We start from the raw sequence: 24,479 nt of genomic DNA, 5'->3' as shown, positions 1-24,479 counted from the left end.
TTACATCTTATTAGTTTGAATGACTTTTCTTCTACAACTGTCATGCAGCAGAAAATTTACTTTCTTGCCGTTGACTATTTGTTGGGAAGTTCCCCAAGGATGTTCCTTGTCTATGGGTTTACCACATACGGGACATAAATGGTTCTGTCTTTCCCACATGTACAGCAACGATTTTCTACCGTTGAGCGACTGTAACATCTTGTAAGTCTTGCGCTTTTCAAAATATTCTGTCCATTCGGGGTCAAAGGGATTTGCTTCACCTTTTACCTTGACATATCGGGTAATCTTTGTGTCATACAGCCTTTTCAGTGCAATCCTGTCATCAGTCTTGCCTTTCTTGAAGTTTGCCACGAAGCACCAGTTACGGTTTTTTACCCGTGTAAAGTATCGGTCGGCAATCCAATATTTGCCTTTCTTGGGGTGTCGTCTCTTAGCCCATTGCCATAACTTTTCAAATATCAGGTAGTCAGCTTTTCTGAATGTGTCAGAAGCCACACAATTCTTATAGTAGTTTACCCAGCCTGTTATCACAGGATTCAAGAGCCTTATAAGTGATTCCTGTTTGCTTCCTTTATTGGAATCAATGATTCCCCGGATTTTCTGCATGAATTTCTTCAGGCTCTTTTTGGACGGTTTGATTAGAAGCACTCCTTTGTATTTTCGGATATTGTACCCAAGAAAATCAAATCCGTCATCAATGTGTGTAATCTTTGTTTTCTCTTCCGACAGGGTTAATCCCCTTTCTTTGAGAAAGTCCACTACTAACGGTTTGATTTCTTCCAAAGCTTCCTTGCTTCTACCCGTGATGATAAAATCATCCGCATAGCGTACAAGATGTACTTTGGGATAGTAGGTCGTTTTCCTGTTTACAAATTTCTTGTGATACTTCTCTGCAAGCATAGTTTGCAGTCCGTCCAGTGTCATATTCGCAAGAGTTGGTGAAATGATACCGCCCTGTGGAGTACCCTCTTCCGTAGGGAATAGCTCCTTGTTGAAGACGAAACCGCATTTGAGCCATTTTCGCAGCATCACTTTATCCATAGGGATATTGTTCAGCAGCCATTCATGGCTGATGTGGTCGAAACAACCTTTGATGTCACCCTCCATAATCCATTCGGGAGAAGCTTTCTTTGCAAGGACACAAAAACATTGTTCCCTTGCATCTCTAGTGCTTCTTTCTTTACGGAAACCGTAGGAATTACTGTCCGCAGTTGTTTCCGATACAGGTTCCAACGCAAGCAGATATAATGCCTGCATAGCCCTATCTTTCATTGTCGGGATACCTAAAGGACGTAGTTTCCCATTACTCTTTTTGATATTGACCCTTTTTAACGGCTGGGGCTTGTAGCCTCTTCTTTTCAGTTCACCGATAGCCTTGAATCTGGCATTGGGAGTTGACCATTTCACCTTGTCAACACCTGCGGTGTCACTGCCACTGTTTGATGTAACACGCTTTACGGCTAAAGCCTTAGCGTAAAACGAATGCGTCAGCACCCACTGCAAGGATTTCACCCTGCCGTGTTTGCCCGCCTTTTGAGCTTTTACAATACGTGCTTGTAGCTTATTAACCGCTATCTCACACTTGTTCCAGTCTATGCTTTCCCAAGTGTTCCATTTCCGGTCAGTAGATGCACACGATGTTTTAATTTCGTTCATTTGCTTTTCTCCTTTAATAAGTTCTATAAGTTTCTTGTAAAACATCCACCATGCGGAAGTCTGCCCACTTTCGTGTGAGGTGATGTTTCAACCTCTATCCGTCCCATTACAGAACGGCATTCGCTTTCTCCGCATTCCTCTGCCCGCACTCCATTCGGCTTCACTTACGGTCTGCTTACCTGCTGTTACACAGGAGAAGTACGGGTTTACCATGTTTCTTGTATATGACAAACGAATGGGTTAGAATCCGTCTATCCGCCGGCAGTCGTTATGTCCGTGTAACCTTAGCATGGAGAAGGTTATCCGACTGCATCCCTTTTGGGTTAGAGCCTAGTATCATTAGTAGCTCATTCGAAGTTACGACGTTTATCAACGGTTCACATTACGTTATTCATACCATTCAGCCTAGCTCCCCTGCCATTCGATACTAACAGCAGTTGTCATTCCCTCACGGTTCAGACTTCTCCTTTCGGAAGGGCTTCATTGTTGGTTCTGTTACCGCACGGGGTCATTGCTTAATACCGCACGTTCCCATAGGCTACTGTTGACGGAACAACAGGTTCAATCGTTCTATTTCCAACTCGTGGAATGAAAGTTGAACAATCATATACAAGACTTACATGTCACAGCCAAGCTTCCTCAATCAGTATCATCTTGCGGATACCTTGCAAACGTCTCATTTTATTTATAAACGTCTCCATGATAATGATGGTGACAACCGGAAAGAGGATTGGATTATCCTTCACAACATCCAACTCAAATACAATAAACCGTTTGTTCAGTAAATCCAGTTCCTTGTCCGAGTTCAGCAGATACCCGTATTCACCGTTCTTATAATAAGGTTCCAGCACGTTCAGAAAACCGTCCACATCAAAGTCCTTCTCCCGCACGTTCTTGTCTGCCAGTATCTTGCGGTAGTCCTTCCTTACAAAGTCATAGAACGAGTTGAAGTTCGGCTTTATCTTCCGGTTCTTCTTTATCTTTTCGATATACAGGCTGACCGCATTCGAGAGCGCCACCTCTTCCGAACGTCGGGGCGGTTCGTCCTCCCTTTTCCAAAGGGTGAGTATCAGTGTCTTGATGCTGTCCCGCTTCTCGATGTCATACCGGTAATCCTCCGTGAAAAACGGATTGAAAGAAATCGGATCATTTTCCTTGTATGTAAAATAAATCCCGTCGTCCCCTCCGGTCTTCTGATGTATCAGGTCACAGAGTCCCTTGTATGAATTTCCGGTGTCCACCAGCAGGATATGCGTCCCTTGTTCCCAGTACTGCCTCACGAGATGATTGGTAAAGAAACTTTTCCCGCTGCCGCTGGGGCCGAGTATGAATTTGTTTCTGTTAGTCACCACCCCTTTTTTCATGGGCAAATCCGATATGTCGAGGAAGACGGGCTTTCCCGTCAGCCTGTCCACCATGCGGATGCCGAAGGGAGAGAGCGAGTTCCGGTAACAGGTTTCAGCCGTGAAGAAACAGAGCGCCTGCCCGGTAAACGTGTAGAACGTCTCTTCGGCCGGAAAGTCCGCTTCATTTCCCGGTATGCCCGCCCAATAGAGAGCCGGAAGGTCGGTCGTGTTATGGTGCGGAGTACATTCCATCAATGCCAGTGCGCTTCCCACATCGTTCTTCACCCGCCGGAGTTCGTCCCCGTTTTCCGCCCATGCGATGATGTTACAATGGCAGCGCACGGATTGCAGTCCGTTGCTATGCGCCTCATTCAGGTATTCATCCAGCCACTCCTTGTTGATCTGGTTGCTGCGGCTGTACCGGGAAAGCGACTGCATGTTCTTCGCCATCTTCTCGAAACGGGAAAGGTTTTCGTTGCTGTCATCTATGAATATCCACTGGTTGTAGATATGGTCGCAGGGCAGCATTACGCCCACGGGGGCGGCATAACTCAAACGGCAGTCCGAACGGTCTGTCGAGAGGCGTTCGTATCGCCCGTCCGTCCTTACCTTTCCCGGCAGGTCATCGAGGTCGGAAAGTGTATGCAGGCAGAGCCGCTTGTCACCGATACGCATTTCGTCCGGATTCAATTGCATGTCCTGCAACATGCTCGTTCCGTCGGCCGAGAGCGTAAGGTACCGTTCGATAATACCCGGTTCGTTCTCCGTTCCCGTAATCTCTTCCGTGGTCAGCCGTTCCAGCCTGACAAGTCCGCTGTCGTTAACGATACTTTCAAACTGTCCCACCGCTTCCATGAAGCGTTCCACCATTTCCTTGTCCCTGATTTCCTTCGGCACCAGAAAACCACGGCAAAGCGTGTTCCAGTTGCTTTGCTGCCGGGAGCGCTCTTTGGTGGTCTTGGTGAGGAACAGGTAGCAGGCGTGGTGCAGGTAGGGACGTTCGTTGAAGTGGCGTTCAAAACTGCGGGAGAGAAAGCTGAGTTCGTCCCGGCGAATGTCCGGCTCGTATTTCTCCGTGATGAAAATATCCTGTTTGTGCAGGATTGAATAGTTCGGCAACACCTTGATTGCCTTCGCTCATGTGGCGTGCATCGCCTCATATTCTGCGGATGATACCGAAAATACTTCCGGCAGTGTGACCCGGAAAGCGACCGTGATGTCGGCGTCCTTGCTGACGATGCAGCCGTGTTCCACCGCCATGATGGGAAACTTGCTTTCTAGTGTGGATGCTTTTAATATACTTCTCATAATTTACGATTGTTGTTTGTTGATCAGACGTGTGATACGTTTTCGTGAGAGGATTCTCCGGGGATGTTGCCGGGCCGCGAACAGCTTCATCAGTCCGTGGCTGCCGTATTTACGGTTCAGCGTAAAGGTCAGCCATACCAGTACCGTAGCCGCCGATACTCCGAAACCGATGCAGATTCACTGTCCGACACCCGCCATATACATGATGACGAACATCACGAATACGGCAAGCAGTCCGGTGGCGAAAATAAACAGGTACTGTGCCCGGAGTCCCTTGAACTCAACTTCACGGCCCACCCCTTTATTTATTTCAAAATCAGCCATAAGTTATTGTCTTTTTTATGTTTTTAGAGGAAGAACGACCTCAGAATGGTGGCGGCGACTATCAGAAAGATACAGGCTCCGAACCACGAACTGGCAGTTTTACTCGTGTCGGGGTCGCCCGAACTGTCGAGTAGGTCAGCCCCCTTACGGGAGCTTTCCCCTCTAAGAACCGTACGTGCGAGTTTCCCCGCATACGGCTCAAGCAACATGACCGTTACCGACTTTGTTATCGGTAGAGCCATCTCATTTTCGACTTTCATATTCATAATCTACTTTGCATTTTACGTTTACAACTGGTATGTACAAGAGTTCTTACCTTTCGTCCACTGACTATTTGTTCAGTGATACTCCAAGGTCTTTCCCTGTCAATACGCTCTCCACATACAGGACATACTTTATTCTGTCGTTTCCAAATGTTTATTAGAGATTGCCTGCCTTTCAGCGTTTGCTTCATTCGGTAGGTTTCTCTCCATTCGTAGTACGATTTATCTGATGGGTCATACGGATTGGCATAATGCCGAACCTTGACGAATTTCTCATGGTGGATGGTTGGTAGATAGGTCAGTTCGAGATAATCAATCTTATCTTTCTTGCCCATATCTGCCGCAAATCTCCACGAGTGCCCATTTAGTGTTCTGAAATACTTATCCTTTACCCATCCTTTACATTTCTGCGGATGTCTGCGTCTTGCCCATTGCCATATTTTCTTGAAGATTTCCCAATCCATTCGGTGGAATACATTCGCAGAAGTACCATATTTATAATAATTACCCCAACCTTTTATGATTGGATTCAGCATCATAATAAGTGACTTCTGTTTTACACACTTGTTGGCTTCTATCGTCTTGCGGATTTTTTCGCAAAACCTCTTTTGCGCATCTTTGGATGGAGTTGTCAGCAGCGTATTATTGCGGAACTTTCGGATATTGAAACCGAGAAAGTCAAATCCCTCATTTATATGTGTGATTTTTGTCTTTTCTTCTGATAGTGTCAGACCTCTTTCCGCAAGGAACTTACGTACTAATGGAAGTATAACCTGTTCTATCGTTTCCTTATCCTTTGCCGTTACAATGAAATCATCTGCATATCGTACAAGATGTATCTTAGGAACTATCTTTTTGTAGTTCACCTGATATTTCTTGACACTCTTTTCCAACAAATCTTGCAGTCCGTCAAGTGCCATGTTTGCAAGAGTTGGGGATATTATGCCACCTTGTGGGGTTCCCTCTTCCGTAGGAAAGAGTTCTCCATTGAACACATATCCGCATTCGAGCCATTTGCGTAGTATCTCCTTATCCATAGGGATATTGTTGATTAACCACGCATGGCTGATATGGTCGAAGCATCCTTTGATGTCCCCCTCAAGAATCCATTCGGGAGCGACCGAACGAGAAAGAACGATGTAGCATTGCTCGATGGCATCATGTGTACAGCGATGTCTGCGGAATCCGTAGGAATGGCTGTCGCCAGTGGTTTCCGCTATCGGGTCAAGTGCCATTAGGTACAATGCCTGCATCGCACGGTCTTTCATCGTTGGTATTCCGAGTGGGCGTAATTTCCCGTTCTTCTTTTTGATATTTACACGTTTTAAAGGTTGTGGCTTGTAGCCATGTCTTTTCAGAGTGAATATGGCTTTGGCTTTCGCCAATGGAGAAGACCATGTAATCTTGTCAACGCCGGAAGTAGATTTTCCTTTGTTAGTCGTAACTCGTTTTACCGCCAATGCTTTGGCGTAGAACGAGTGGGTAAGCATCCATTGCAGGGCTTTCACCTTGTTATTTCTGCCTTCCCTTTGAGCCTTTACAATACGTGCTTGCAGCTTTTGGACAAAACGCTCACATTTGTCCCAGTCGATTTTCGACCAGAGTTCGTGAATGTCTATGTCTTCGGGCGCACACGCCAATTTCTTTGCGTTCATTTGCTTTCCTTTCTTTAAAAGTTCTGTAAACTATCTTGTAAAGTGTCACCATAGGCGGAAGTCTGCCCACTTTCGTGTCGGATGATGTTACCTTTACCAACCCGTGATATTGGCTCAATCCGTATCCTCCCCATTACAGGGAGGCATTCGCTTTTTCCGCTATCCTATACCCACACCCCATGTAGGCTTGCCTTGCGGCTTGCTTACCAGCTCTGATGAACTGGAGAGATACGGGCTTACCGTGTTTTACATAAGTGATAAATAAGCGGGTTAGGTCCTGTCTATTCCACCGGCAGTGCTAATGTCCGTGTGCCCCCAAAGTTCAAGAGGACAGCCGACTGCTTACCTTTTGGTCCGAGCCTGTCAACAGCCTTTGGCTCGTTATACCTTACGATGTTTATCGGACAGTTCACTTTCGTTGACCATACCGCTAAGCCAAGCTCCTCGTGCTGAATGGTGTTATCAGCCGTTGATTTCCCCTCACGGTTCAATCTTCTCCTTTTGGAAAGGCTACCTTGTCGGGACAGCTCCGTACAAAAGGATTACTCCCAATGCACGTGTCCGTAGGCTACTCCAGACGGAACTGGAGGTGTAATCTTGATGTTACACAATCACTTACGCAACTTCACGTCGCACGAACTTCTGATAGACCTTGATTCCACCGACGAGGCCGATTACGGCACCGATTGCATAAATCAGTTTTGTGCCGGGATCGAAATATCCGGTCACGAGTTGTGTCGCTTCGGTGATACCTGCCTGCCCGTTTCCTTGTGCCATTGCCGCACTTGCCGCCGCAACAGCGGCCAGCATCATAATCAATCTTTTCTTTTTCATTTATTTCTGTGATTTTTTAAATGATTTAAAAAGCCACGGACTGCCCCCTTTCACTATCCCCATAAGGCAGCCGTGGCCGTTTATGGTTTACTGATTCAGGGGGTAAGTTCCGGCCGGAAATCAGCCGGAGTCATAATATGCTATTTGCATTGTCACTTGATTTGGTGGTGAAACATTCTTGTTAATTCTCTCTTGAAAGCAGGATGTGAATCATCCCGAATCGTAATAACCGTTTGTTCTCATTGTCTCTATTGTGTCTTGTCTTTATCAGGTTATTTCAGATATTCCCCGCACTTGAAACCCTTGCGGGGTGTATAGTCTTCAAAGGAGGTAGACTTGAATAGCCACATCCGGTTCGCCCATCGGGCAAGGTCACGCTCGTATTGCGTAGGCGTCCGCTTGTTTGCATAATCCCGGAAAGGGATAACAAAGGGAGTAATCCCCAGTTCCCTCAGTACGTTCAACCTGAACAAATCCTGCTCAACGGTCGAATTGAATCCTATCAGCACGTAGCAGGTTATCTTGTAAGGTTTCACATGCCTGACCATCTCTTTCAGGCGGTCGGTCAGATCCAGCCGGGGCAAATCCCACGCAATATGGATGTTCTGCTTCATCTTCATCCGGTTTAGATGCCAGGCCTGTTCCTCATTCATAATCCTCACATCCACACCGTGCAGTTTAACGGGTTGCCGGGCCTTCATCAAATAATCTACCGCCGATCTTCACTGCGGATTGGCAAAGAAATTGTTATCCAGCACCTCAATCCATTTCCCTTTCGGGTTCAGCTCCACCGGCTCCACGGCCTGAATGTATCCTTCCTTCCCACGGACGAGACAGAAGGGGCATTTACGGATGCAGCCCCTTGAAAAGAACTGAAGGGAAAAAGGATATTGGGGGTAAATGGAATAATCCATCATCCGGCTGTTTTCCACAGCTTCGGGAAGCCTGCCGGCAATATCATATCCCGTTCCGCCCTTTATGATTTCCTTCGCATCCAGCAGATTGTAATCATAGTCAGAACTAAAAGTGAACACTTTGCTTGCCAGCACCTTATCATACCGTCCCGTCGGTTCTGCCCATTCCACCCGATGCCCTTTTGCCTTGTAATAAGCTGAAAGGCGCATCAGCGCAAAATTGGGGAAGTTATGTCCGTCCACATCTACCAGTCCTATATTCATACGGATAAAATTTAATGGTGAATAGTTCTTGTTGCCTTACCGGGTGAATGCCGCAGGCGGTCTGTCATCCCGAATCGTAATAGCCTTTTGTCATAGCCATTCTGTTTTATAAGTAAGTTACCAAAGGTATTGTCTCTTCTTGATTGGAGTGTTCCCTTACCAGGCGGGAACATCCATTTATCAACCCGAATCGAAATAAGTCATATACATGGTTTTGTTGGTTTATTCAGTCATTAATACCATAGCGAATTTCTCTCTTTAAGGTGATACGGGCTGTCAACCCGTATCAAAATAACCTCTTGTCATTGTTACCTCCTTTTTTAATTGGTTAATCTCTGTCCGGAGCAGCCCCGCCCATTTGCTCGGCTTCATCCAGAAATTTGCTGATACGGCTGTCGCTGCCATTGATACTTTCCAGTATCGAGCGTTCAATCTGCGTATCTTTGATATGGTGGATCGCCCTTAAAAGGGACAATCGTTTGTCTGTCGGAATATCCTTGCCGTTGCAGAGGTCGATAATCAGGTCAATCTCTTCCGGCCCTATGCCGGTTGCCTCGCCCGAATACTCTTCGCGGATACAGTTCAAATCATCCAGTTCCTCGTTCAACTCATCTGTATCCACTTCGTCACCGTTTCCTCCCTGTCCGCTATCGCCATCCGGCTTGCCGGAACTCTCATCCGAAGAAGCCCTCCACTCTTCCACGCGCTTGTCCCGGAACAGTTCCGGAATGCGCTCCGGCGGCACTTGTGCTACCTTTTGTGGCGCTGTATCTTCGTTTCTGCCAGCAAAAGTAGAGGCATTTTCTTTACCTGCAATAGTTCCGGAACCGGTGACGTTTATTGGCGGCCGTTGACGTATCCCGTAGCTTTTTGTAACGACAAGACTGTCCGTTTCAGAGCGTTTTTGGGGAGGTTTTTCCATATTTTTGCCTTCTGCTTTTTTCTTAGCTTCTACCTTTTCGTCATCCTTCATTTCCGTTTTTGCGGTCGTGACATTCCTCTTTTCAGACTCCGGCGCTACCAGAACGTCTTTCTTTTCCGCTTTCCCTTTCGAGCGCCTGCGCCCTTTTTTCTGTTCCTCTTTCACCGGATCGAACCATCCGGCAACGCCCCGCAGAGCTTTTGCCATGCGGCGGCGTGCCTTTCCGAAACATATTTCGCCAAGCTGTCCCTTGAACAGGAACTTATCCATGAACAGATAGGCGAACAATAGCCAGAACAGAGCGATTCCGGCTTCATAGTAACCTGATTGTATATTCATACCCTAAAATATTTTGTTATAACTCTTTTGTAAATAGGTCTTCACCTCATCCGCATGTTTCTCGAAATGCTCCTTCAATACATTGTCTATGTAGTTTCCTACCGTCAACTGCCGTTTTCCGGCAATGCCCACGATGACTGATATTTTCTGGTGCAGTTCCTTGTCTATATATACCCCCTGTCTGCCTTCACATTTATAAGGGGTGAGGAATCTGCGTATAAAGTCAGCCAGAGCCGTGCGAATCGTTTTCGGTGACGTTTTTTCCGTAACCACTTCCGAACGGTCGGCACCACCTGCATCGGAAACATCCCTGACTGTTTCATTTGCAGTGCCATCCGCTTTTCCTTTCTCATCGGATAAAGCGGTTTCTCTATTTTCGCCATTACCTCCGCCGGTTGAAGGTACAGATGATAAAGGAGGCTCCGAAGGAACCCCTGCCATCAGGCTGCGCAGGTACGCTTCATCCACCGGATTTTGTCCGCTTGTTTTCTTTGCCATGACTATTCGGTTTTAAGTACAGATATGATTTCATCCATAAACGTATCGAAGCCGCACTCTTTGGTGAATGCCGCATCGGGAGAGAACAGCGTACTCCGGTAAACGGGGCCGCCCATAGCGGACAAGTCCTTGGTAAAGTTACTGCGCACGGGAATACGTGTTTTGAGACAATCCAGCCCTAACAGGGAAAAACCTTGCTGATACACATCATACAATGTCGTGCGTTCCCTGCGGTCAACCATGTTCCAGAATAGATGAAGACCTTTCAGTGCGGACACGCCGGTCTTTATCAGCCGGTCATTAATGGTGGTGGCAAAGTTCAGCGTGCTTTCCAGCACAAGACGGTCTGCCTTTATCGGCACGAACAGATAATCGAGCGCACTAATTGCAGCGATAACCCCGTCGCTACCCATAGTTCCGGGCAGGTCGAACAGTACCATGTCATAATGTATGTCCGATTTCCCTTCAAATCTCCTTCAGTCAGTCATACAATCCGGCGGGGTACTTCCAATGACCGGATAAGCCTTTTTCTTCAACCGCCCGGTCTGCTCCACCAAGAGGTTCTGATAAACGGGTGTGGTCTTCACCACTTCCATATCCCGCTTTTTCTGTTTGATGATTGAGTGCTGCGGATAGTCACAATCCACCACAGCTACATTCAGTCCTTTCACATAATGCAGTCACGATGCCGCATAAATGGTGAATGTTGATTTACCCACGCCACCTTTCTGGGTAGCGAACGAAACGAATAATGTTTTCATTCTCTTTTCCATTGTTCCTAATTTAAGTGAATAATTTGATTTATTGATAGTTTAGCGGATAGACACCTATCCGTTCATTCATTTCATTATCAGTTTAGCTATATAGCTACTTAGCTATGAAGCTATTTGTCTATTTAGCTACATACTTACATAGCTATGTAGCCACATAGCTATCCGGTTGTTTATCTAAGTATTTAGCTAATAATCTATTTACCTGTCCATTTATCCGAATATTCACATTCTTGTCTATACATCTTTATATATGTATGGCTGTATAAGCGGATAGATAGCCTTATGAACGCTTATCTGAAAACTTACTTAATCAAATGGCTATTCAGACAAAAAGCCATTCAGATAGAAAACCGTCCGCATAGTTATCCTGATAACCATCTTTTTATCTGTCCGGATAAGTAGCTAAATAACTATCCGACTGCAAATAAACCTCAAAAAGAGCATCCGTAATGTACCTGTGGTTTCAAAGTCATTTGTTGGCGGCTGTTGGCGTGATGCCTGATAATGACCATAACGAAAAAACTATCTACCTTTGTCGCCGGGAGAGCGCAGCCCGTTCTCGAAGAGAGAACGTAAAACAAACCCTTCAGACCTTTAATCCGGCCCAGCCGGATTTTAATATGCGTCAGCATATAGCGAGGTGTACTTTCAGCGGTTGAAAATATTTCCACCCGCTGAAAGTCTCGCCCCGAAAGTGCTTTCGGGGATGTCAGTTCTTCCAAGTCGAACTTCCTAAATTATTCATGTTATGAAAGATGAAACAAGAATCCGTGGCGCCGCAGGGCGCAAGGTGCTGGCCGATCCACGCACGCACCGTTATTACCTCTGTCTAAATGACGAGGAAGACGAAAAGTTTATCTCCATGTTCGAACAATCCGGCATGAAGAACAAAGCTGAATTTATCTTTGCTCGCATCTTCGGTTGAGAGTTCAAGGTAGTGAAGATTGATAAGGAAGCGCAGGAGTATTATGCCCAATTAACTGCTTTCTATCAACAGTTCCGAAGGATAGGAAACAACTACAACCAATGTGTAAAGACCATCCATACCATTTACGGGGAAAAGAAATCGCTTGCGTTTCTTTATAAACTTGCTGAAGAAACCCGCAAACTGGAGGAACTCTGCAAACAGATTATCGAACTGACAAAGCGGTTCGATAAGGAATATCTCACTAAAAAGGAATAATATTATGGTGCCGAATATTACATCAGGCAGTTCATTCTATGGAGTGATTGCCTACAATAAGATAAAGGTGGATGACGGTACGGCAAAGGTATTGTGACATCCGAAAATTGCGGCTGACACTTCGGGGAATGTTCCAATTGAAAACTGCGTGCAGGCTTTCGAACCTTACATTGCACTCAATTCACACGTCAGAAAACCGGTTATCCATATCTCATTGAATCCCTCCCCGAAGGACATTCTTTCGGAAGAGCAGATGACCATACTGGCGCAGGAGTTTATGGAAAAGTTCGGTTACGGGAACCAGCCCTATATAGTTTGGCTGCACGAAGACATCGACCGCAAACACGTGCACATCGTTTCGGTACGCATCAACGAGAAAGGAGAAAAGATAGACCACAACCGGGAAGCCGTCCGGGCACAGAACATCTGTCGTGAAATGGAAGTGAAGTACGGGCTTCATCCCACACTCGGAGAACACGGTGAGCGGGAACTGTTGGCCTTGCAAAAAGTGGATTATCCGAAAGGTGACGTGAAAGCGCAAGCAAAGCATACCGCCCGTACCTTGCTGGAATGTTACAACTGTCATTCACTTGGCGAATACAACACCCTTCTGAATTTGTATAACATCACTGTTTACGAGGTAAGGGGAAGTGTGGACGGAAAGGAATACCACGGTATCATGTACGGAGCTTTGGATGATAACGGACAGCAGGTGGGAACACCTTTCAAATCCAGTAAGTTCGGCAAGGTATTCGGTTATGAAGCACTGCAAAAGAAGTTTGCCGCTTCCGCTGAAAAGGTGAAAAAGGACAACCTCCCAGAAAGGACAAGGCAGGAAATCACCAAAGCCATGCAGGACATCGGCACGAAAGAAGATTTTGCCCGCAGGCTGAAAGAGGCGGATATAGAAGTGGTTTACCGTATCAATCCCGAAGGACGCCTGTACGGCATCACTTTCATAGACCATACCAGTCGGACAGTGTTCAACGGCTCGCGTTTGGGAAAACCCTTTTCTGCCAATGTGTTCAACGAACTGTTCAATAATCCGGAGGCAGACCGTGAGAGGTTGATACCACCAACCGGACAGGAAGTATCCCGGCAAGACAGAGATACGGAACGGGAGGAAAGAAAAGAGACTGAAGAACGGCAGGAACAACAATACCACCGGCAGCCGGAAACTTCCGAAAGTCTGATTGACACATCCGCACTCGGTGCCGTTGACATTTTCTCCGTACTTATGGAAGATGACCATACACACGAGTACATTGATCCGGCTTTCCGCTATGGACGCAAGAAAAAGAAGAAGCGCAGGCGTAGGCTATAATATAAAAGGTATAGAACAAGAAGTTTAATTTTAATAGTTACAATTATGCAGAATGAAGATGATTTAAGAGGTCTTGCCAAAGTCACAGACTTTATGCGGGCCATCAGTTTTTTATTTTTGGCGATACACATCTATTGGTTTTGTTACGGCTGACTGCATGAAATGGGCTGAACGCTTGGCATAGTGGATAAAATACTATCAAATTTCCAACGTACCACCGGACTATTTTCATCTTTGCTTTACACAAAACTGTTTTGTGTCCTTTTCCTCGGTCTGTCCTGCATGGGCAACAAGGGAGTGAAGAAGCATGAAATCACATGAAGGAAAATAATTATTGCGGCCATAGCGGGTGCCATACTCTTTTTCCTGAACTGGTGGTTGCTGTCCATTGACGCATCATCCGGTGTATGCGCCATACTTTATACCACGACATTGGTCGGCGGCTTTTTCAGTCTGTTGGCATCAGGATTGTGGATAAGCCGTCTGTTGAAGAACAATTTACTGGAGGACGTTTTCAATACTGAGAATGAATCGTTCATGCAGGAAACTCGCCTTATGGAAAACGAATATTCCGTCAATCTACCGACCAAATTCTGGTACAGAGGGAAGACTTACAACGGATTTATCAACCTTGTTAATATTTTTCGAGCGACAATGATATTGGGAACACCGGGCAGCGGGAAGTCCTATGCCATTGTCAACCAGTTTATAAAGCAGACTATAGAGAAATCCTATGCGCTCTATATATATGATTTTAAGTTTGATGACCTGTCGGTTATCGCTTATAACCATCTGCTCAAGTACAGATACCGCTATAAGGTTCCACCTAAATTTTATGTGATCAATTTCGATAATCCGAGGAAAAGCCACCGTTGTAATCCATTGGCACCGGAACTGATGACGGATATTTCAGATGCTTACGAATCGTCGTACACCATCATGCTCAACCTCAATAAGTCGTGGGTGCAAAAGCAGGGGGACTTCTTCGTGGAATCCCCGATTGTCTTGTTTACGGCGATAATATGGTTTTTGAAAATCTATGAAGGTGGCAAGTTCTGTACGTTCCCACATGCTATTGAATTGCTTAATAAAAGGTATGAAGACGTCTTTACCATTCTGACAAGTTATCCCGATTTGGAGAACTATCTCAGCCCGTTCATTGACGCATGGAAAGGCGGAGCGAGTGAGCAGCTCCAGGGCCAGATTGCAAGCGCTAAAATCCCGTTATCCAGACTGATAAGTCCGCAACTCTATTGGGTAATGTCCGGCAGTGATTTTACGTTGGATATTAATAATCCCAAAGAACCGAAAGTATTATGTGTGGGCAACAATCCCGATAGAATTTCAATCTATGGAGCAGCACTGGGACTCTATAACTCCCGTATTGTTAAGCTGATAAATAAGAAGAAACAACTGAAAAGTTGTGTGATTATTGACGAGTTACCGACCATCTTCTTTAAAGGTCTGGATAATCTGATTGCCACGGCACGAAGCAACAAGGTCGCGGTTGTGTTAGGTTTTCAGGATTTCAGCCAGTTAAAGCGCGACTACGGAGACAAGGAGGCCGCCGTAATTATGTCAACTGTGGGCAATGTTTTTAGCGGTCAGGTAGTGGGTGAAACGGCCAAAACCTTGTCGGAAAGATTTGGGAAAATCCTGCAAAAAAGAGAGTCCATGAGCATCAACCGCAACGATACGTCCACTTCCATCAACACGCAACTGGACAGTCTGATACCTGCATCCAAAATCAGTACACTCTCGCAAGGTATGTTTGTCGGTGCCGTAGCAGACAACTTCGGAGAGACAATAGAACAGAAAATTTTCCATGCGCAGATAGTTGTTGACAATGAAGCCGTACAGAAAGAGACGGCGGCCTACCAGCCCATACCCGAAATCAGCAGTTTTCTGGACGAGAACGGTAACGATACAATGGAGCAGCAGATACAGGCCAACTATCGGCAAATCAAACAGGATATTGTTGAATTGGTGGAGAACGAACTGATCCGCATAGAGAACGACCCGGAACTCAAATATTTATTGAACAATGAAATGTAACTATAGTATTTCAATAAACTAACAACTTACGGTAACTATAATATTTATTTAGTATTAATATTATAGTTACCGTAATATTATTAACAAATAGTTTGATACACAACTATTATATTTCTCACTAACAATCACTATTATTTATAATAATCTTGCAAATCTTTGAGTAACATGTCTATACCTAAAATAGAAGCTCTCATCTTTTCGCCAAAGCCTTTTGGATTGTGTACAAGTAAATTACGTAAATTTCTCATTTTATTTAATTTATTACGTAAATTTTGATCTGCTATATTTTGAATTGCATTTAAAACAGTAGGCCTATTGGAGCTTGTTGTACAATAATTATGCATAAGCAATTCTTCTAACTTTGTCCAAGACAACATAAAACTGCCAAATTCCATATCAGATAATGGTACTTCATTAGGTAGAATATTATTGTAAAGTTCCGCCTTAATTTCCTGACATATATCATCCATTTTATCATTGTCAGGATATAAATCATCCCTACATATTGCTTTCTCTGAAATTCCCCAGAAATTATTATTATTAGGAATTTTAAATTTGGCAATTAAACGGTTATTCAAGTCTAATTCTGATTTATTTGTATAAGTTTCATTTATTTCATCTTCACCAATGAGAAAGCCTTCCTGAAAATATGGTCTCAGTGCTTCAGGTGGAGCGACACTTAACAATCTTATGTTCGTTAAATATTGCTCTGAATTTACAGAAATTCTATTTGTATAATATGGTAAAGCGAACGCATATATATAAGCATAATTATTAGCATTATCTAATTGGGCGAAAGAACAAGCAACTCTTAAAGATTGAGTAACATCTATCAAAGGAGTTTCGGTTACTTCATAATGTTGAATAATACTCCATTGCAGCAGTTTTTTTCTAATTAATAAATCTTTTTCGCTTATCTTTTCAGCTTTAATCTTATCTACTAATAATTTACTTGCCGATTTTAATTTTCTCCAGCGAAAAGCAAGTTCATCAGCAGATAAGGGTTCCCCTCTATATATAGTAGGATAAAAGGTTGATTTACTTTTACTATTTTTATAATCTTCCTTTTGTCCCCTATAGAATAAGATACAATCTTTATTTTTACAGGATAATTCCGCTACATACTTTCTAAGTTCTTTATAACTATTCACAATTAATCCATCATCAGATGCAACTCTATCAGGAATAGTATGAGCTAATAGTACAGCGGTTAATTGAGGTTTTATAGATTTCATATATAAGTAATTTAAAGTTAGCTTCTTTGTACAACAAAGTTACTACAAAAAAGTGAAATGCGGAAGAATATGGTAATGGATTTGATTTACAGGGGTTTCATTTACGCTGCCAATTATTCCGAGAGCCATTTCAATCCACGCCGAAGCCAAATCAAGACGGAGCTACGTTACTTGTTCGTAACCACGCTCAATAGGTGACGAAATGGACACGAATAACGAAACAAGGCTTTAAGGATTAGTGAGTTACTGACAACTCACGCAAAAAATCCGGTAACGAAAAAAGATTGCGCCGTTCTTCCGCAATTTGCGTATCAGAGGAGGGCTCTTCACCAACTAATTTTGAACAAAAAAATTAAGGACGATGAAGAGTACATTTTCAGTTATTTACTACCTCAAACGTCAGGTAGTGAAAAAAGACGGGACGGTTCCCGTCATGGGACGCATCACGGTGGACGGCAGCCAGACGCAATTCAGTTGCAAACTGACCATCGATCCCAAGTTGTGGGACACCAAAGGGGGACGTGTCACGGGCAGAAGCACGGCGGCACTCGAAACGAACCGCATGCTTGACAAGATGCGGGTGCGCATCAACAAGCACTATCAGGAAATCATGGAGCGTGACAACTTCGTCACGGCAGAGAAGGTGAAGAACGCCTTTCTCGGACTGGAACACCGCTATCACACGCTGATGCAGGTGTTCCAGCAACACAACGAGGACTATGCCAAGCAGGTGGAAGCAGGCATGAAAGCCAAAGGCACACTCTTGAAGTACAAGACCGTTTACAAGCACCTGCAAGAGTTTCTCAACATCCGTTACCACGTGAAGGACATCGCGTTGAAAGAGCTTACCCCCGCTTTCATTTCCGACTTCGAGATGTTTCTGCGCACGGACAAACACTGCTGCACCAATACCGTGTGGCTGTATGTATGCCCACTTCGGACGATGGTGTTCATCGCCATCAACAACGAATGGCTCACACGCGACCCGTTCAGGGAGTATGAAATCAAGAAGGAGGAAACGACACGCAGTTTCCTGACCAAAGACGAAATCCGCCTGCTGATGGAAGGTAAACTGAAGAACGCCAAACAGGAACTATACCGCGACCTCTACCTGTTCTGCGCCTTCACGGGCTTGTCATTCGCCGATATGCGCAATTTGACGGAAGAGAACATCCGCACCTACTTCGATGAACACGAGTGGATAAACATCAACCGCCAGAAGACGGGCGTGGTGTCTAACATCCGCCTGCTTGACATTTTTATACAAATATACATCTTTTATCTAAAAGCAAAAATTTAAAAAGTATTCATTATTCCAATCGGACATTTCTCGCCAATCGCCGCCATCTATGCCTTACACAAATAAAACCATAATAACCTATCAATTAAACCTCTACATTCGCACCGACGGGCTAAAGTTTACCCGGTATTGATTAATTATTGTATCACTTAAATTATTGATTTTATGGCTAAGAAAAAGCAAGAACAACAAGAACAGAGTCAGGACGAACATGTAATGGCCATCCTTGACAAGCGAACGAACAAGACCGCAGTCGTTTCCAAAATGAACGAGCAGGACGGCAGTCTCGAAATCGTACCACCCGACAAGAAGAACAGCAGCAGCTTCCTAAAACTGGACCGTACCTCACCGCTGGAACTGTTCTTCACGAATTTCAAGAACCAGTACAACAATCCCACGAGTTTCAGTTTCTTCCTCGTACCTCTCGTCCTTTTGGAAAAGACACTGAATGCCGTGGTCCAGATCCGAAAAGGGGAAGACCCCGGAGCGGAAGGTAAAAAACTGGTGGAGAATAGCGAGCTCAATGATGAAGGGCGCATCGCCAAACTTGCCCGTCGGTATAAGTTCGATGAACACCAACTTCCGTGGAAAGAACTCGCCGCACTGGGAGTTGACAAGCAATTACTCTTTGACAACCACTGCATGGGTGAGATGCTGAAAGGAAGGATTACTTCCATGGCCTTCCCCATCAGCAAGGAAGTGAACGGAGAAAAGAAGGATATGGGAGAAGCCTGTTTCCTCTGTGTCAAAGGGGAGGACGGCAAAGTACAACTGAAAACTCTAAGCAGGCTCGATAAACCGCAGTATGACCTGCCTGCCTATAAAGGAGTATTCACCGACGAGGAAAAGCAGTCGCTTAAAGACACCGGAACTTTGGGGGCAATCAAGGAGATGAAAGATACCCATACGGGAACGGTCTGTAACTGTTATGTGTCCTTCCATGAACCGAGCAACCGTATCATTACCATGCCGGTGGATGCCATCAAGATACCCGATTATATCTACGGAAAAAGGCTGGATGACAAACAGAAGCAAATTCTTGCGTCAGGCGGACAGCTTCCCATCAACGACATACAGCGCAAAAACGACACGCTGCTTTCAGGTGTAGCTTTCGTCGATCCGAGAATTATGGACATCGCATTCAAGCAGTCCGGCGAACAACTGAAGGTCAACGACACTATCATGGGTGCCAAAATCACACCTGAACAGAAGAAGATGCTCCAGAACCATGAAATGGTGTTCATTGAGAATATGCGCTACAAAGGCAGGGTGTTTTCCGATGATGTACGTTTCAGCAACAAGAGTAACCAACTGCTGATAGGACGCAACGCCCGTGAATACAAACCAACTGTTGAAGGAAAGAAGAACGACAAGAAAAAAGAGGTGAAACAGCAGGCATCCCGCCATGTGGCATCTGTAAAGGCACAGTCAAAAAAGAGCCTTTCAGTCATGTAATAGATGTTTACATCAAATATATACCCGGTTCTCTTTTATGGTAGCCGGGTATATGTTTAATATCAAATTAATATTTTAAAGCGATAGCAAATGACTATGCAAGATAAAAATACCGCAACCGGAGAATTGTCCTATTTTGAGACGACTCTCCTTCTTTATTTAAAGGAAAGCCATCCGCATATTGCCGGTGACAAAGAACTTGTCCGAACGCGGACCGACGAGGCGGCAGCCGGTTATGAACGTGCCATACGTGACGGTTTATCCGTTATGCAGGCTTTGCAACTGGTCGAAGCCGTTCTCTATCAGGACTTGCGCTTTTCCAGATTCGATACGGTTTTCGAGGTCGTGTCGGAGTGGTTTCCCGAAGTACGGCCCGAAAAACGGACGGGTTTCTGTCTGAAAGTATTGCCACCCGCAGAAGCGGTGTTCAACAAATACCCCATAGATGACCGGTTTGAATCATCCCCGTCCTATCATACGCTTACCATTGAACTTACAGGTTTCATACAATCTTATATCGAAAAATATGGCATATAACAAACGACAACATCTGGCGGACAACATAGCCGCTCTTGAATGGATATTCATGCGTCCGGAGTTTTGTCTCACGGAAGAGGCACGCAAAGTATTAAATGGTTATTCGGGTTTTGGAGGGCTGAAGTGCATTCTGAATCCGGCAGAGAAAGACACGGACATTGAAAGATGAACGACAGACAGGGAACTGTTTCCCCAAGTCCGGCTGTTGCATGAACTGTTGCGGGAGTATTCCAAAGACGAGAAAGAATACAAGGCATACGTCCAAAGCCTTAAAAGCTCCGTTCTCACAGCCTTTTACACACCGGAACCGTTGGTAGCGGCCATGCAGGAATCCTTGCAGGTACCGGAAATCCGTCCGGGACGTTTCCTTGACCCTTCCGCCGGAACGGGCATGTTTATCAGCCGGTTGAAAGATATTCCTGAAGTTCATTGTTTCGAGAAAGACAAGCTCACGGGAAAGATACTCTCATCCCTCTATCCGAAAAGCAGAGTGACCATAGACGGTTTCCAGTCCATACAATCCTATTATAACGGTTACTTCGATATGGTTTCTTCCAATATCCCATTTGAAAATACCAGAGTTTACGACAGGAACTTCGACCGGAGCGAAGACACCGTGCGTAAATCCTCACTCGCTGCTGTACACAACTATTTCTTTCTCAAAGGTATGGACACGTTACGCGAAGGCGGGATACTGGCCTATATCACGACTTCGGGTGTCATGGACTCTCCACAGAACCGTCCCGTCAGGGAATGGCTGATGAACCATGCCAATCTTGTTTCCGCCAGCCGTCTGCCGGACAACCTTTTTGTTGATGCGGGTACGGAAGTGGGCAGTGACCTGATCGTATTGCAGAAGAATACAAAAAAAACAGAACTGACCGAAAAGGAACGGAACTTTATTGAAACCCGTCTTGTATCCGGCGGCATCAATATCAACAACTGCTACTCCGGTTTGGACCATATCGTCCATACTTCCGTATCTATGGGAAAAAACATGTACGGACAACCGGCCATGAATTTTATTCATGCAGGTGGTATTGAAGCTATCGCTGGACATCTCAGACAATTATTGGCGCAAGATGTGGAGAACCATCTTAACCGGGAACTCTATGATGCCAATCTATCCCGGCCAGCCGTTTCTACCGGTCTTGAACCGGAATTTGAAACACCATTGGAAATAGCGGTTGAGAACCACCGGCAAGAGGTGCGGGAAGAAAGTCCCTCACAACCCTATGAACCCATGCTCAACCTGTTTGCCGCCTATGCGGACGAAGAGGAAGCGGAGGTGCAAGCAGTGGAAAGCAGGCCTTCCCCAAGCCGGGTACCGTCAGCATCCCGCAAAAAGAAAGGGGATGAACCGGAAATGTTCAATCTGTTCTCGCAAGAGAATATGTATGATGAAGCCGCCACGCAGGAAGACATGACCGGGGAACGGGCGGCAGCGGAAGCAAAATGGCAGGAGCGCAGACAAAAATTTGAAGAAGAGCGGAAGAAAGAAATGGAACCACGGCCGTTTACCGGGGAGATACGCCCCGAATACAAGAACGGTTCCATCGTGAAGTCGGGTGAGCAATACGGGTATTTAAGAGGTATGGGCACTCCCGATATACAATTCCATCCGCTCAAACTGACAGTCACCCAGCAATACCGGGCCGCCTACTACATCCCGCTCCGGGAAGCCTATCATGACCTCTACAATACGGAAGCCGAAACGGAAACGGAACAACCGGAACTGCGGGAAGAACTGGTCAAGCGGTATGACAGTTTTTACCGCATGTTCAGGGAATTGAACGGAAAGGACAACGCCAAATTCCTGCTGATGGATGCCGGAGGGCGGGAAATACTCTCATTGGAGCGTTCCGTTAACGGCAAGATACAGAAGGCGGATATATTCTCTGTTCCCGTATCGTTCAACGCCAGTGAAGTGAAACATGTGGATACACCGCAGGAAGCGCTTGCGGCATCCCTGAACAAGTTCGGAGAGGTCAACCTGGAATATATGGAAAATCTCAGTGAAATTGACATACAGGAGTTGCTCAAACAACTGGATACCCGTATCTTCTACAATCCCATGATGAAGAACTATGAAATCAAAGACCGTTTCATAGCAGGCAATGTGGTAGCCAAAGCCGAATGGATAGAGAACTACCTGAAAGACTATCCCGATGATGATGCAAGCAGAAAATCATTGGAAGCCTTGCGAAAAGCCATACCGGAACCGATCAGCTTCGAGTTGCTTGACTTCAATCTGGGGGAACGCTGGATACCCATGTCCGTATATGAAGAGTTTGCCGGATACCTCTTTGAGACAAAGGCCCATATCCATTATACGGAATCCATCGACGAGTTTAGTGTGAACTTCGAGAGTACCAACGCGAACATCACCGACAGATATTATGTGAAAGGGGAAAAAAGAGGTTATTACGGAAACGACCTGCTGAAACATGCGCTGCATAACACGGTGCCCGACATAACAAAAACCGTGCAGGATGAAGAAGGCAATGATATAAAGGTACGGGATGCCGAGGCCATCCAGCTTGCCGATGCCAAAATCAATGAAATTCGGTCGGCTTTCACTGGTTGGCTGAACGAGCAGCTCCCCGAGTTCAAGCAGAATCTTGCCGACATGTACAACCGCAAGTTCAACTGCTATGTGCGTCCCGATTATGACGGTTCCCTGCAAAGTTTTCCGTTCCTTGACCTGAAAGGATTGGGGATACCGAATTTGTACGACAGCCAGAGAAATGCCGTATGGATGCTGAAGATGAACGGCGGCGGGATAATTGACCATCAAGTAGGAACCGGCAAGACCCTTATCATGTGTGTGGCCGCCTTTGAGATGAAACGTCTCGGACTGGCGAACAAACCGATGATTATCGGACTCAAAAGCAATGTGCATGACATAGCCGACACGTTCAAGAGGGCCTATCCGAATGCCAGAGTACTGTATCCGGGTAAGGAGGACTTTACGCCGGAGAAGCGTGTCGGAATATTCCATGACATCAAGAACAACAACTGGGACTGCATCATCCTGACACACGACCAGTTTGGAAAAATACCCCAGTCTCCCGAAATACAGCAGGAAATATATACACAGGAAATTGACAGTATCGAAGAGAATCTCGCCGTATTCGAGCAGCAGGGCAATGAAGTGAGCGGCTGGATAAAGAAGGGGCTGGAAAGAAGGAAGGAGAACCTTGAGGCCAAACTTGAAAAGCTGGAGCAGGATATAAAAGACCGGACGGATGACGTGACCGACTTCAGGCAAATGGGCATCGACCACCTCTTCGTTGATGAATCACACAATTTCAAGAACTTGATGTTCAACACACGCCATGCGAGGGTTTCCGGTATGGGCAATCCCGAAGGAAGCATGAAGGCCATGAACATGCTCTTCGCCATCCGTACCATACAGGAACGCACGGGCAGGGACTTGGGAGCCACATTCTTGTCCGGTACGACCATTTCCAACAGTTTGACCGAACTCTATCTCCTTTTCAAATATCTCCGTCCGAAGGAAATGGAGCGGCAGGGCATTACCTGCTTTGACGGCTGGGCGGCCGTCTATGCGAAGAAAAGCACGGACTTTGAATTTTCAGTAACCAACCAGGTCGTGCAGAAAGAGCGTTTCCGCTATTTTATCAAAGTGCCGGAACTCGCCAATTTCTATGCGGAGATAACCGATTACAAGACAGCCGAGGACGTAGGGGTTGACAGGCCGGAACTCAACGAGCAACTGTATCACATACCGCCCACTTCCCAGCAGGAGATTTTCATCCAGAAACTGATAAAGTTCGCAGAAACCGGGGATGCGACCTACATAGACAGGGAGCCTCTGTCCGAAGCGGAGGAAAAGGCACAGATGCTGATAGCCACCAACTACTCGAACAAGATGTCGCTTGACATGCGGCTGATAGACCCTGAATATGGTGACAGTCCGGGTAACAAGGCATCCCATTGCGCGGCCAAGATTGCGGAGTATTACTATAAATATCTCGACCAAAAGGGAACGCAATTCATCTTTTCAGACCTTAGTACTTATAAGCCTGACCAGTGGAACATTTACAGCGAGATAAGGCGCAAGCTCGTGGAAGACCATAATATCCCGGAAAAGCAGATAAAGTTCATTCAGGAAGCAAACAGCGACAACGCACGCAAGGAACTGTTCAAGGATATGAACTCCGGACGCATCCGTTTCCTTTTCGGGTCCACACAGAAACTGGGAACGGGAGTCAACGCGCAGGAACGTGCCGTGGCCATCCATCATCTGGACATACCCTGAAGGCCGTCC

At 45.7% G+C, this 24,479-nt stretch carries 16 protein-coding genes and 6 pseudogenes; 9 read left to right on the top strand and 13 right to left on the bottom strand.

Going from position 1 to position 24,479, the window contains the following annotated elements; translation table 11 throughout:
• From ltrA (BVU_RS10765) to BVU_RS21590, 12 genes and pseudogenes are all read right to left on the bottom strand, one after another.
• Entirely contained in the window at window positions 1-1,656 is a 1,656-nt protein-coding gene (gene ltrA, locus BVU_RS10765) for a group II intron reverse transcriptase/maturase (protein ID WP_007845654.1), read from the bottom strand.
• A 629-nt stretch (window positions 1,657-2,285) separates the two neighbouring features.
• Window positions 2,286-4,310 (bottom strand): annotated as a pseudogene (locus BVU_RS10760) (TraG family conjugative transposon ATPase); the annotation flags it as partial.
• A gap of 3 nt (window positions 4,311-4,313) precedes the next feature.
• Window positions 4,314-4,634 (bottom strand): annotated as a pseudogene (locus tag BVU_RS22205) (DUF4133 domain-containing protein).
• A 23-nt stretch (window positions 4,635-4,657) separates the two neighbouring features.
• Window positions 4,658-4,900 carry a DUF4134 family protein gene (locus BVU_RS10750; RefSeq protein ID WP_032811114.1) on the bottom strand — a complete coding sequence of 81 codons (243 nt, stop codon included), beginning with the start codon at window positions 4,898-4,900 and terminating at the stop codon, window positions 4,658-4,660.
• Window positions 4,897-6,552 (bottom strand): group II intron reverse transcriptase/maturase, encoded by a 1,656-nt coding sequence (gene ltrA / locus BVU_RS10745; RefSeq protein ID WP_004316241.1) that lies wholly within the window; start codon window positions 6,550-6,552, stop codon window positions 4,897-4,899. Before ltrA (BVU_RS10745) ends, BVU_RS10750 begins: the two co-directional genes overlap by 4 nt.
• 636 nt (window positions 6,553-7,188) lie before the next feature.
• A pseudogene (locus BVU_RS10735) lies at window positions 7,189-7,386 on the bottom strand (DUF4134 family protein); the annotation flags it as partial.
• Window positions 7,387-7,658: 272 nt separating this feature from the next.
• The gene (locus BVU_RS10730; protein ID WP_009040015.1) at window positions 7,659-8,087 is read right to left on the bottom strand and encodes a hypothetical protein; all 429 of its coding nucleotides are present in this window, start codon (window positions 8,085-8,087) and stop codon (window positions 7,659-7,661) included.
• A 21-nt stretch (window positions 8,088-8,108) separates the two neighbouring features.
• Entirely contained in the window at window positions 8,109-8,564 is a 456-nt protein-coding gene (locus tag BVU_RS10725) for a hypothetical protein (protein ID WP_011965463.1), read from the bottom strand.
• Window positions 8,565-8,892: 328 nt separating this feature from the next.
• Window positions 8,893-9,825: a hypothetical protein gene (locus tag BVU_RS10720; protein ID WP_011965462.1), complete on the bottom strand. Its 933-nt coding sequence runs from the start codon at window positions 9,823-9,825 to the stop codon at window positions 8,893-8,895.
• 3 nt (window positions 9,826-9,828) lie between these two features.
• Entirely contained in the window at window positions 9,829-10,323 is a 495-nt protein-coding gene (locus BVU_RS10715) for a DUF3408 domain-containing protein (RefSeq protein WP_009040018.1), read from the bottom strand.
• Between the two features lie 2 nt (window positions 10,324-10,325).
• The gene (locus BVU_RS10710) at window positions 10,326-10,736 is read right to left on the bottom strand and encodes a ParA family protein (protein ID WP_032844135.1); all 411 of its coding nucleotides are present in this window, start codon (window positions 10,734-10,736) and stop codon (window positions 10,326-10,328) included.
• Window positions 10,737-10,799: 63 nt separating this feature from the next.
• Entirely contained in the window at window positions 10,800-10,994 is a 195-nt protein-coding gene (locus BVU_RS21590; RefSeq protein WP_080510700.1) for a conjugal transfer protein TraA, read from the bottom strand.
• A gap of 551 nt (window positions 10,995-11,545) precedes the next feature.
• Here BVU_RS21590 and BVU_RS21585 point away from each other — a divergent pair.
• The 4 genes and pseudogenes from BVU_RS21585 (at window position 11,546) to mobC (ending at window position 15,658) form a co-directional block, all read left to right on the top strand.
• A complete protein-coding gene (locus BVU_RS21585) occupies window positions 11,546-11,755 on the top strand; it encodes a hypothetical protein (protein WP_032844129.1) in 210 nt (69 codons plus the stop codon).
• A gap of 89 nt (window positions 11,756-11,844) precedes the next feature.
• Window positions 11,845-12,279: pseudogene (gene mobA, locus BVU_RS22770) on the top strand (conjugal transfer protein MobA).
• Between the two features lie 148 nt (window positions 12,280-12,427).
• Entirely contained in the window at window positions 12,428-13,603 is a 1,176-nt protein-coding gene (gene mobB / locus BVU_RS10695) for a conjugal transfer protein MobB (RefSeq protein WP_041174443.1), read from the top strand.
• Between the two features lie 45 nt (window positions 13,604-13,648).
• Window positions 13,649-15,658, top strand: a pseudogene (mobC, locus tag BVU_RS10690) (conjugal transfer protein MobC).
• A gap of 131 nt (window positions 15,659-15,789) precedes the next feature.
• Here the strand turns inward: mobC and BVU_RS10685 are convergent.
• A complete protein-coding gene (locus tag BVU_RS10685; protein WP_011965454.1) occupies window positions 15,790-16,893 on the bottom strand; it encodes an FRG domain-containing protein in 1,104 nt (367 codons plus the stop codon).
• A gap of 361 nt (window positions 16,894-17,254) precedes the next feature.
• Between BVU_RS10685 and BVU_RS10680 the strand changes: the two are divergent.
• The 5 genes and pseudogenes from BVU_RS10680 to BVU_RS10660 form a co-directional block, all read left to right on the top strand.
• Window positions 17,255-18,151 (top strand): annotated as a pseudogene (locus BVU_RS10680) (site-specific integrase); the annotation flags it as partial.
• Between the two features lie 207 nt (window positions 18,152-18,358).
• Window positions 18,359-19,648, top strand: coding sequence for a DUF3945 domain-containing protein (locus BVU_RS10675; protein ID WP_011965452.1), 1,290 nt, complete (start codon window positions 18,359-18,361; stop codon window positions 19,646-19,648).
• Between the two features lie 90 nt (window positions 19,649-19,738).
• Complete coding sequence (locus BVU_RS10670) at window positions 19,739-20,185, top strand: DUF1896 domain-containing protein (RefSeq protein WP_011965451.1); 447 nt, start codon at window positions 19,739-19,741, stop codon at window positions 20,183-20,185.
• On the top strand, window positions 20,175-20,354 hold the full coding sequence (locus BVU_RS22455) for a hypothetical protein (RefSeq protein WP_032592988.1): 180 nt from the start codon (window positions 20,175-20,177) through the stop codon (window positions 20,352-20,354). Before BVU_RS10670 ends, BVU_RS22455 begins: the two co-directional genes overlap by 11 nt.
• Window positions 20,355-20,507: 153 nt before the next feature.
• Window positions 20,508-24,470, top strand: coding sequence for a DNA methylase (locus BVU_RS10660; protein WP_011965449.1), 3,963 nt, complete (start codon window positions 20,508-20,510; stop codon window positions 24,468-24,470).
• Window positions 24,471-24,479 lie beyond the last annotated feature (9 nt).

Origin of the sequence: Phocaeicola vulgatus ATCC 8482, from assembly GCF_000012825.1 — a bacterium.
Lineage (GTDB): Bacteria > Bacteroidota > Bacteroidia > Bacteroidales > Bacteroidaceae > Phocaeicola > Phocaeicola vulgatus.
Note: the sequence above shows the minus strand (reverse complement) of the source record. Positions and strands in the feature narration are given on the sequence as shown.

Coding starts and splice junctions, on each gene's coding strand:
- BVU_RS10710 (WP_032844135.1), bottom strand. CDS start 10,736: ATGGGTAGCGACGGGGTTATCGCTGCAATTAGTGCGCTCGATTATCTG.
- BVU_RS22455 (WP_032592988.1), top strand. CDS start 20,175: ATGGCATATAACAAACGACAACATCTGGCGGACAACATAGCCGCTCTT.
- BVU_RS10715 (WP_009040018.1), bottom strand. CDS start 10,323: ATGGCAAAGAAAACAAGCGGACAAAATCCGGTGGATGAAGCGTACCTG.
- BVU_RS10675 (WP_011965452.1), top strand. CDS start 18,359: ATGGCTAAGAAAAAGCAAGAACAACAAGAACAGAGTCAGGACGAACAT.
- ltrA (WP_004316241.1), bottom strand. CDS start 6,552: ATGAACGCAAAGAAATTGGCGTGTGCGCCCGAAGACATAGACATTCAC.
- BVU_RS10660 (WP_011965449.1), top strand. CDS start 20,508: ATGCAGGAATCCTTGCAGGTACCGGAAATCCGTCCGGGACGTTTCCTT.
- BVU_RS10685 (WP_011965454.1), bottom strand. CDS start 16,893: ATGAAATCTATAAAACCTCAATTAACCGCTGTACTATTAGCTCATACT.
- ltrA (WP_007845654.1), bottom strand. CDS start 1,656: ATGAACGAAATTAAAACATCGTGTGCATCTACTGACCGGAAATGGAAC.
- BVU_RS10670 (WP_011965451.1), top strand. CDS start 19,739: ATGACTATGCAAGATAAAAATACCGCAACCGGAGAATTGTCCTATTTT.
- BVU_RS10730 (WP_009040015.1), bottom strand. CDS start 8,087: ATGAAGGCCCGGCAACCCGTTAAACTGCACGGTGTGGATGTGAGGATT.
- BVU_RS21585 (WP_032844129.1), top strand. CDS start 11,546: ATGTACCTGTGGTTTCAAAGTCATTTGTTGGCGGCTGTTGGCGTGATG.
- BVU_RS10720 (WP_011965462.1), bottom strand. CDS start 9,825: ATGAATATACAATCAGGTTACTATGAAGCCGGAATCGCTCTGTTCTGG.
- BVU_RS10750 (WP_032811114.1), bottom strand. CDS start 4,900: ATGAATATGAAAGTCGAAAATGAGATGGCTCTACCGATAACAAAGTCG.
- BVU_RS10725 (WP_011965463.1), bottom strand. CDS start 8,564: ATGAATATAGGACTGGTAGATGTGGACGGACATAACTTCCCCAATTTT.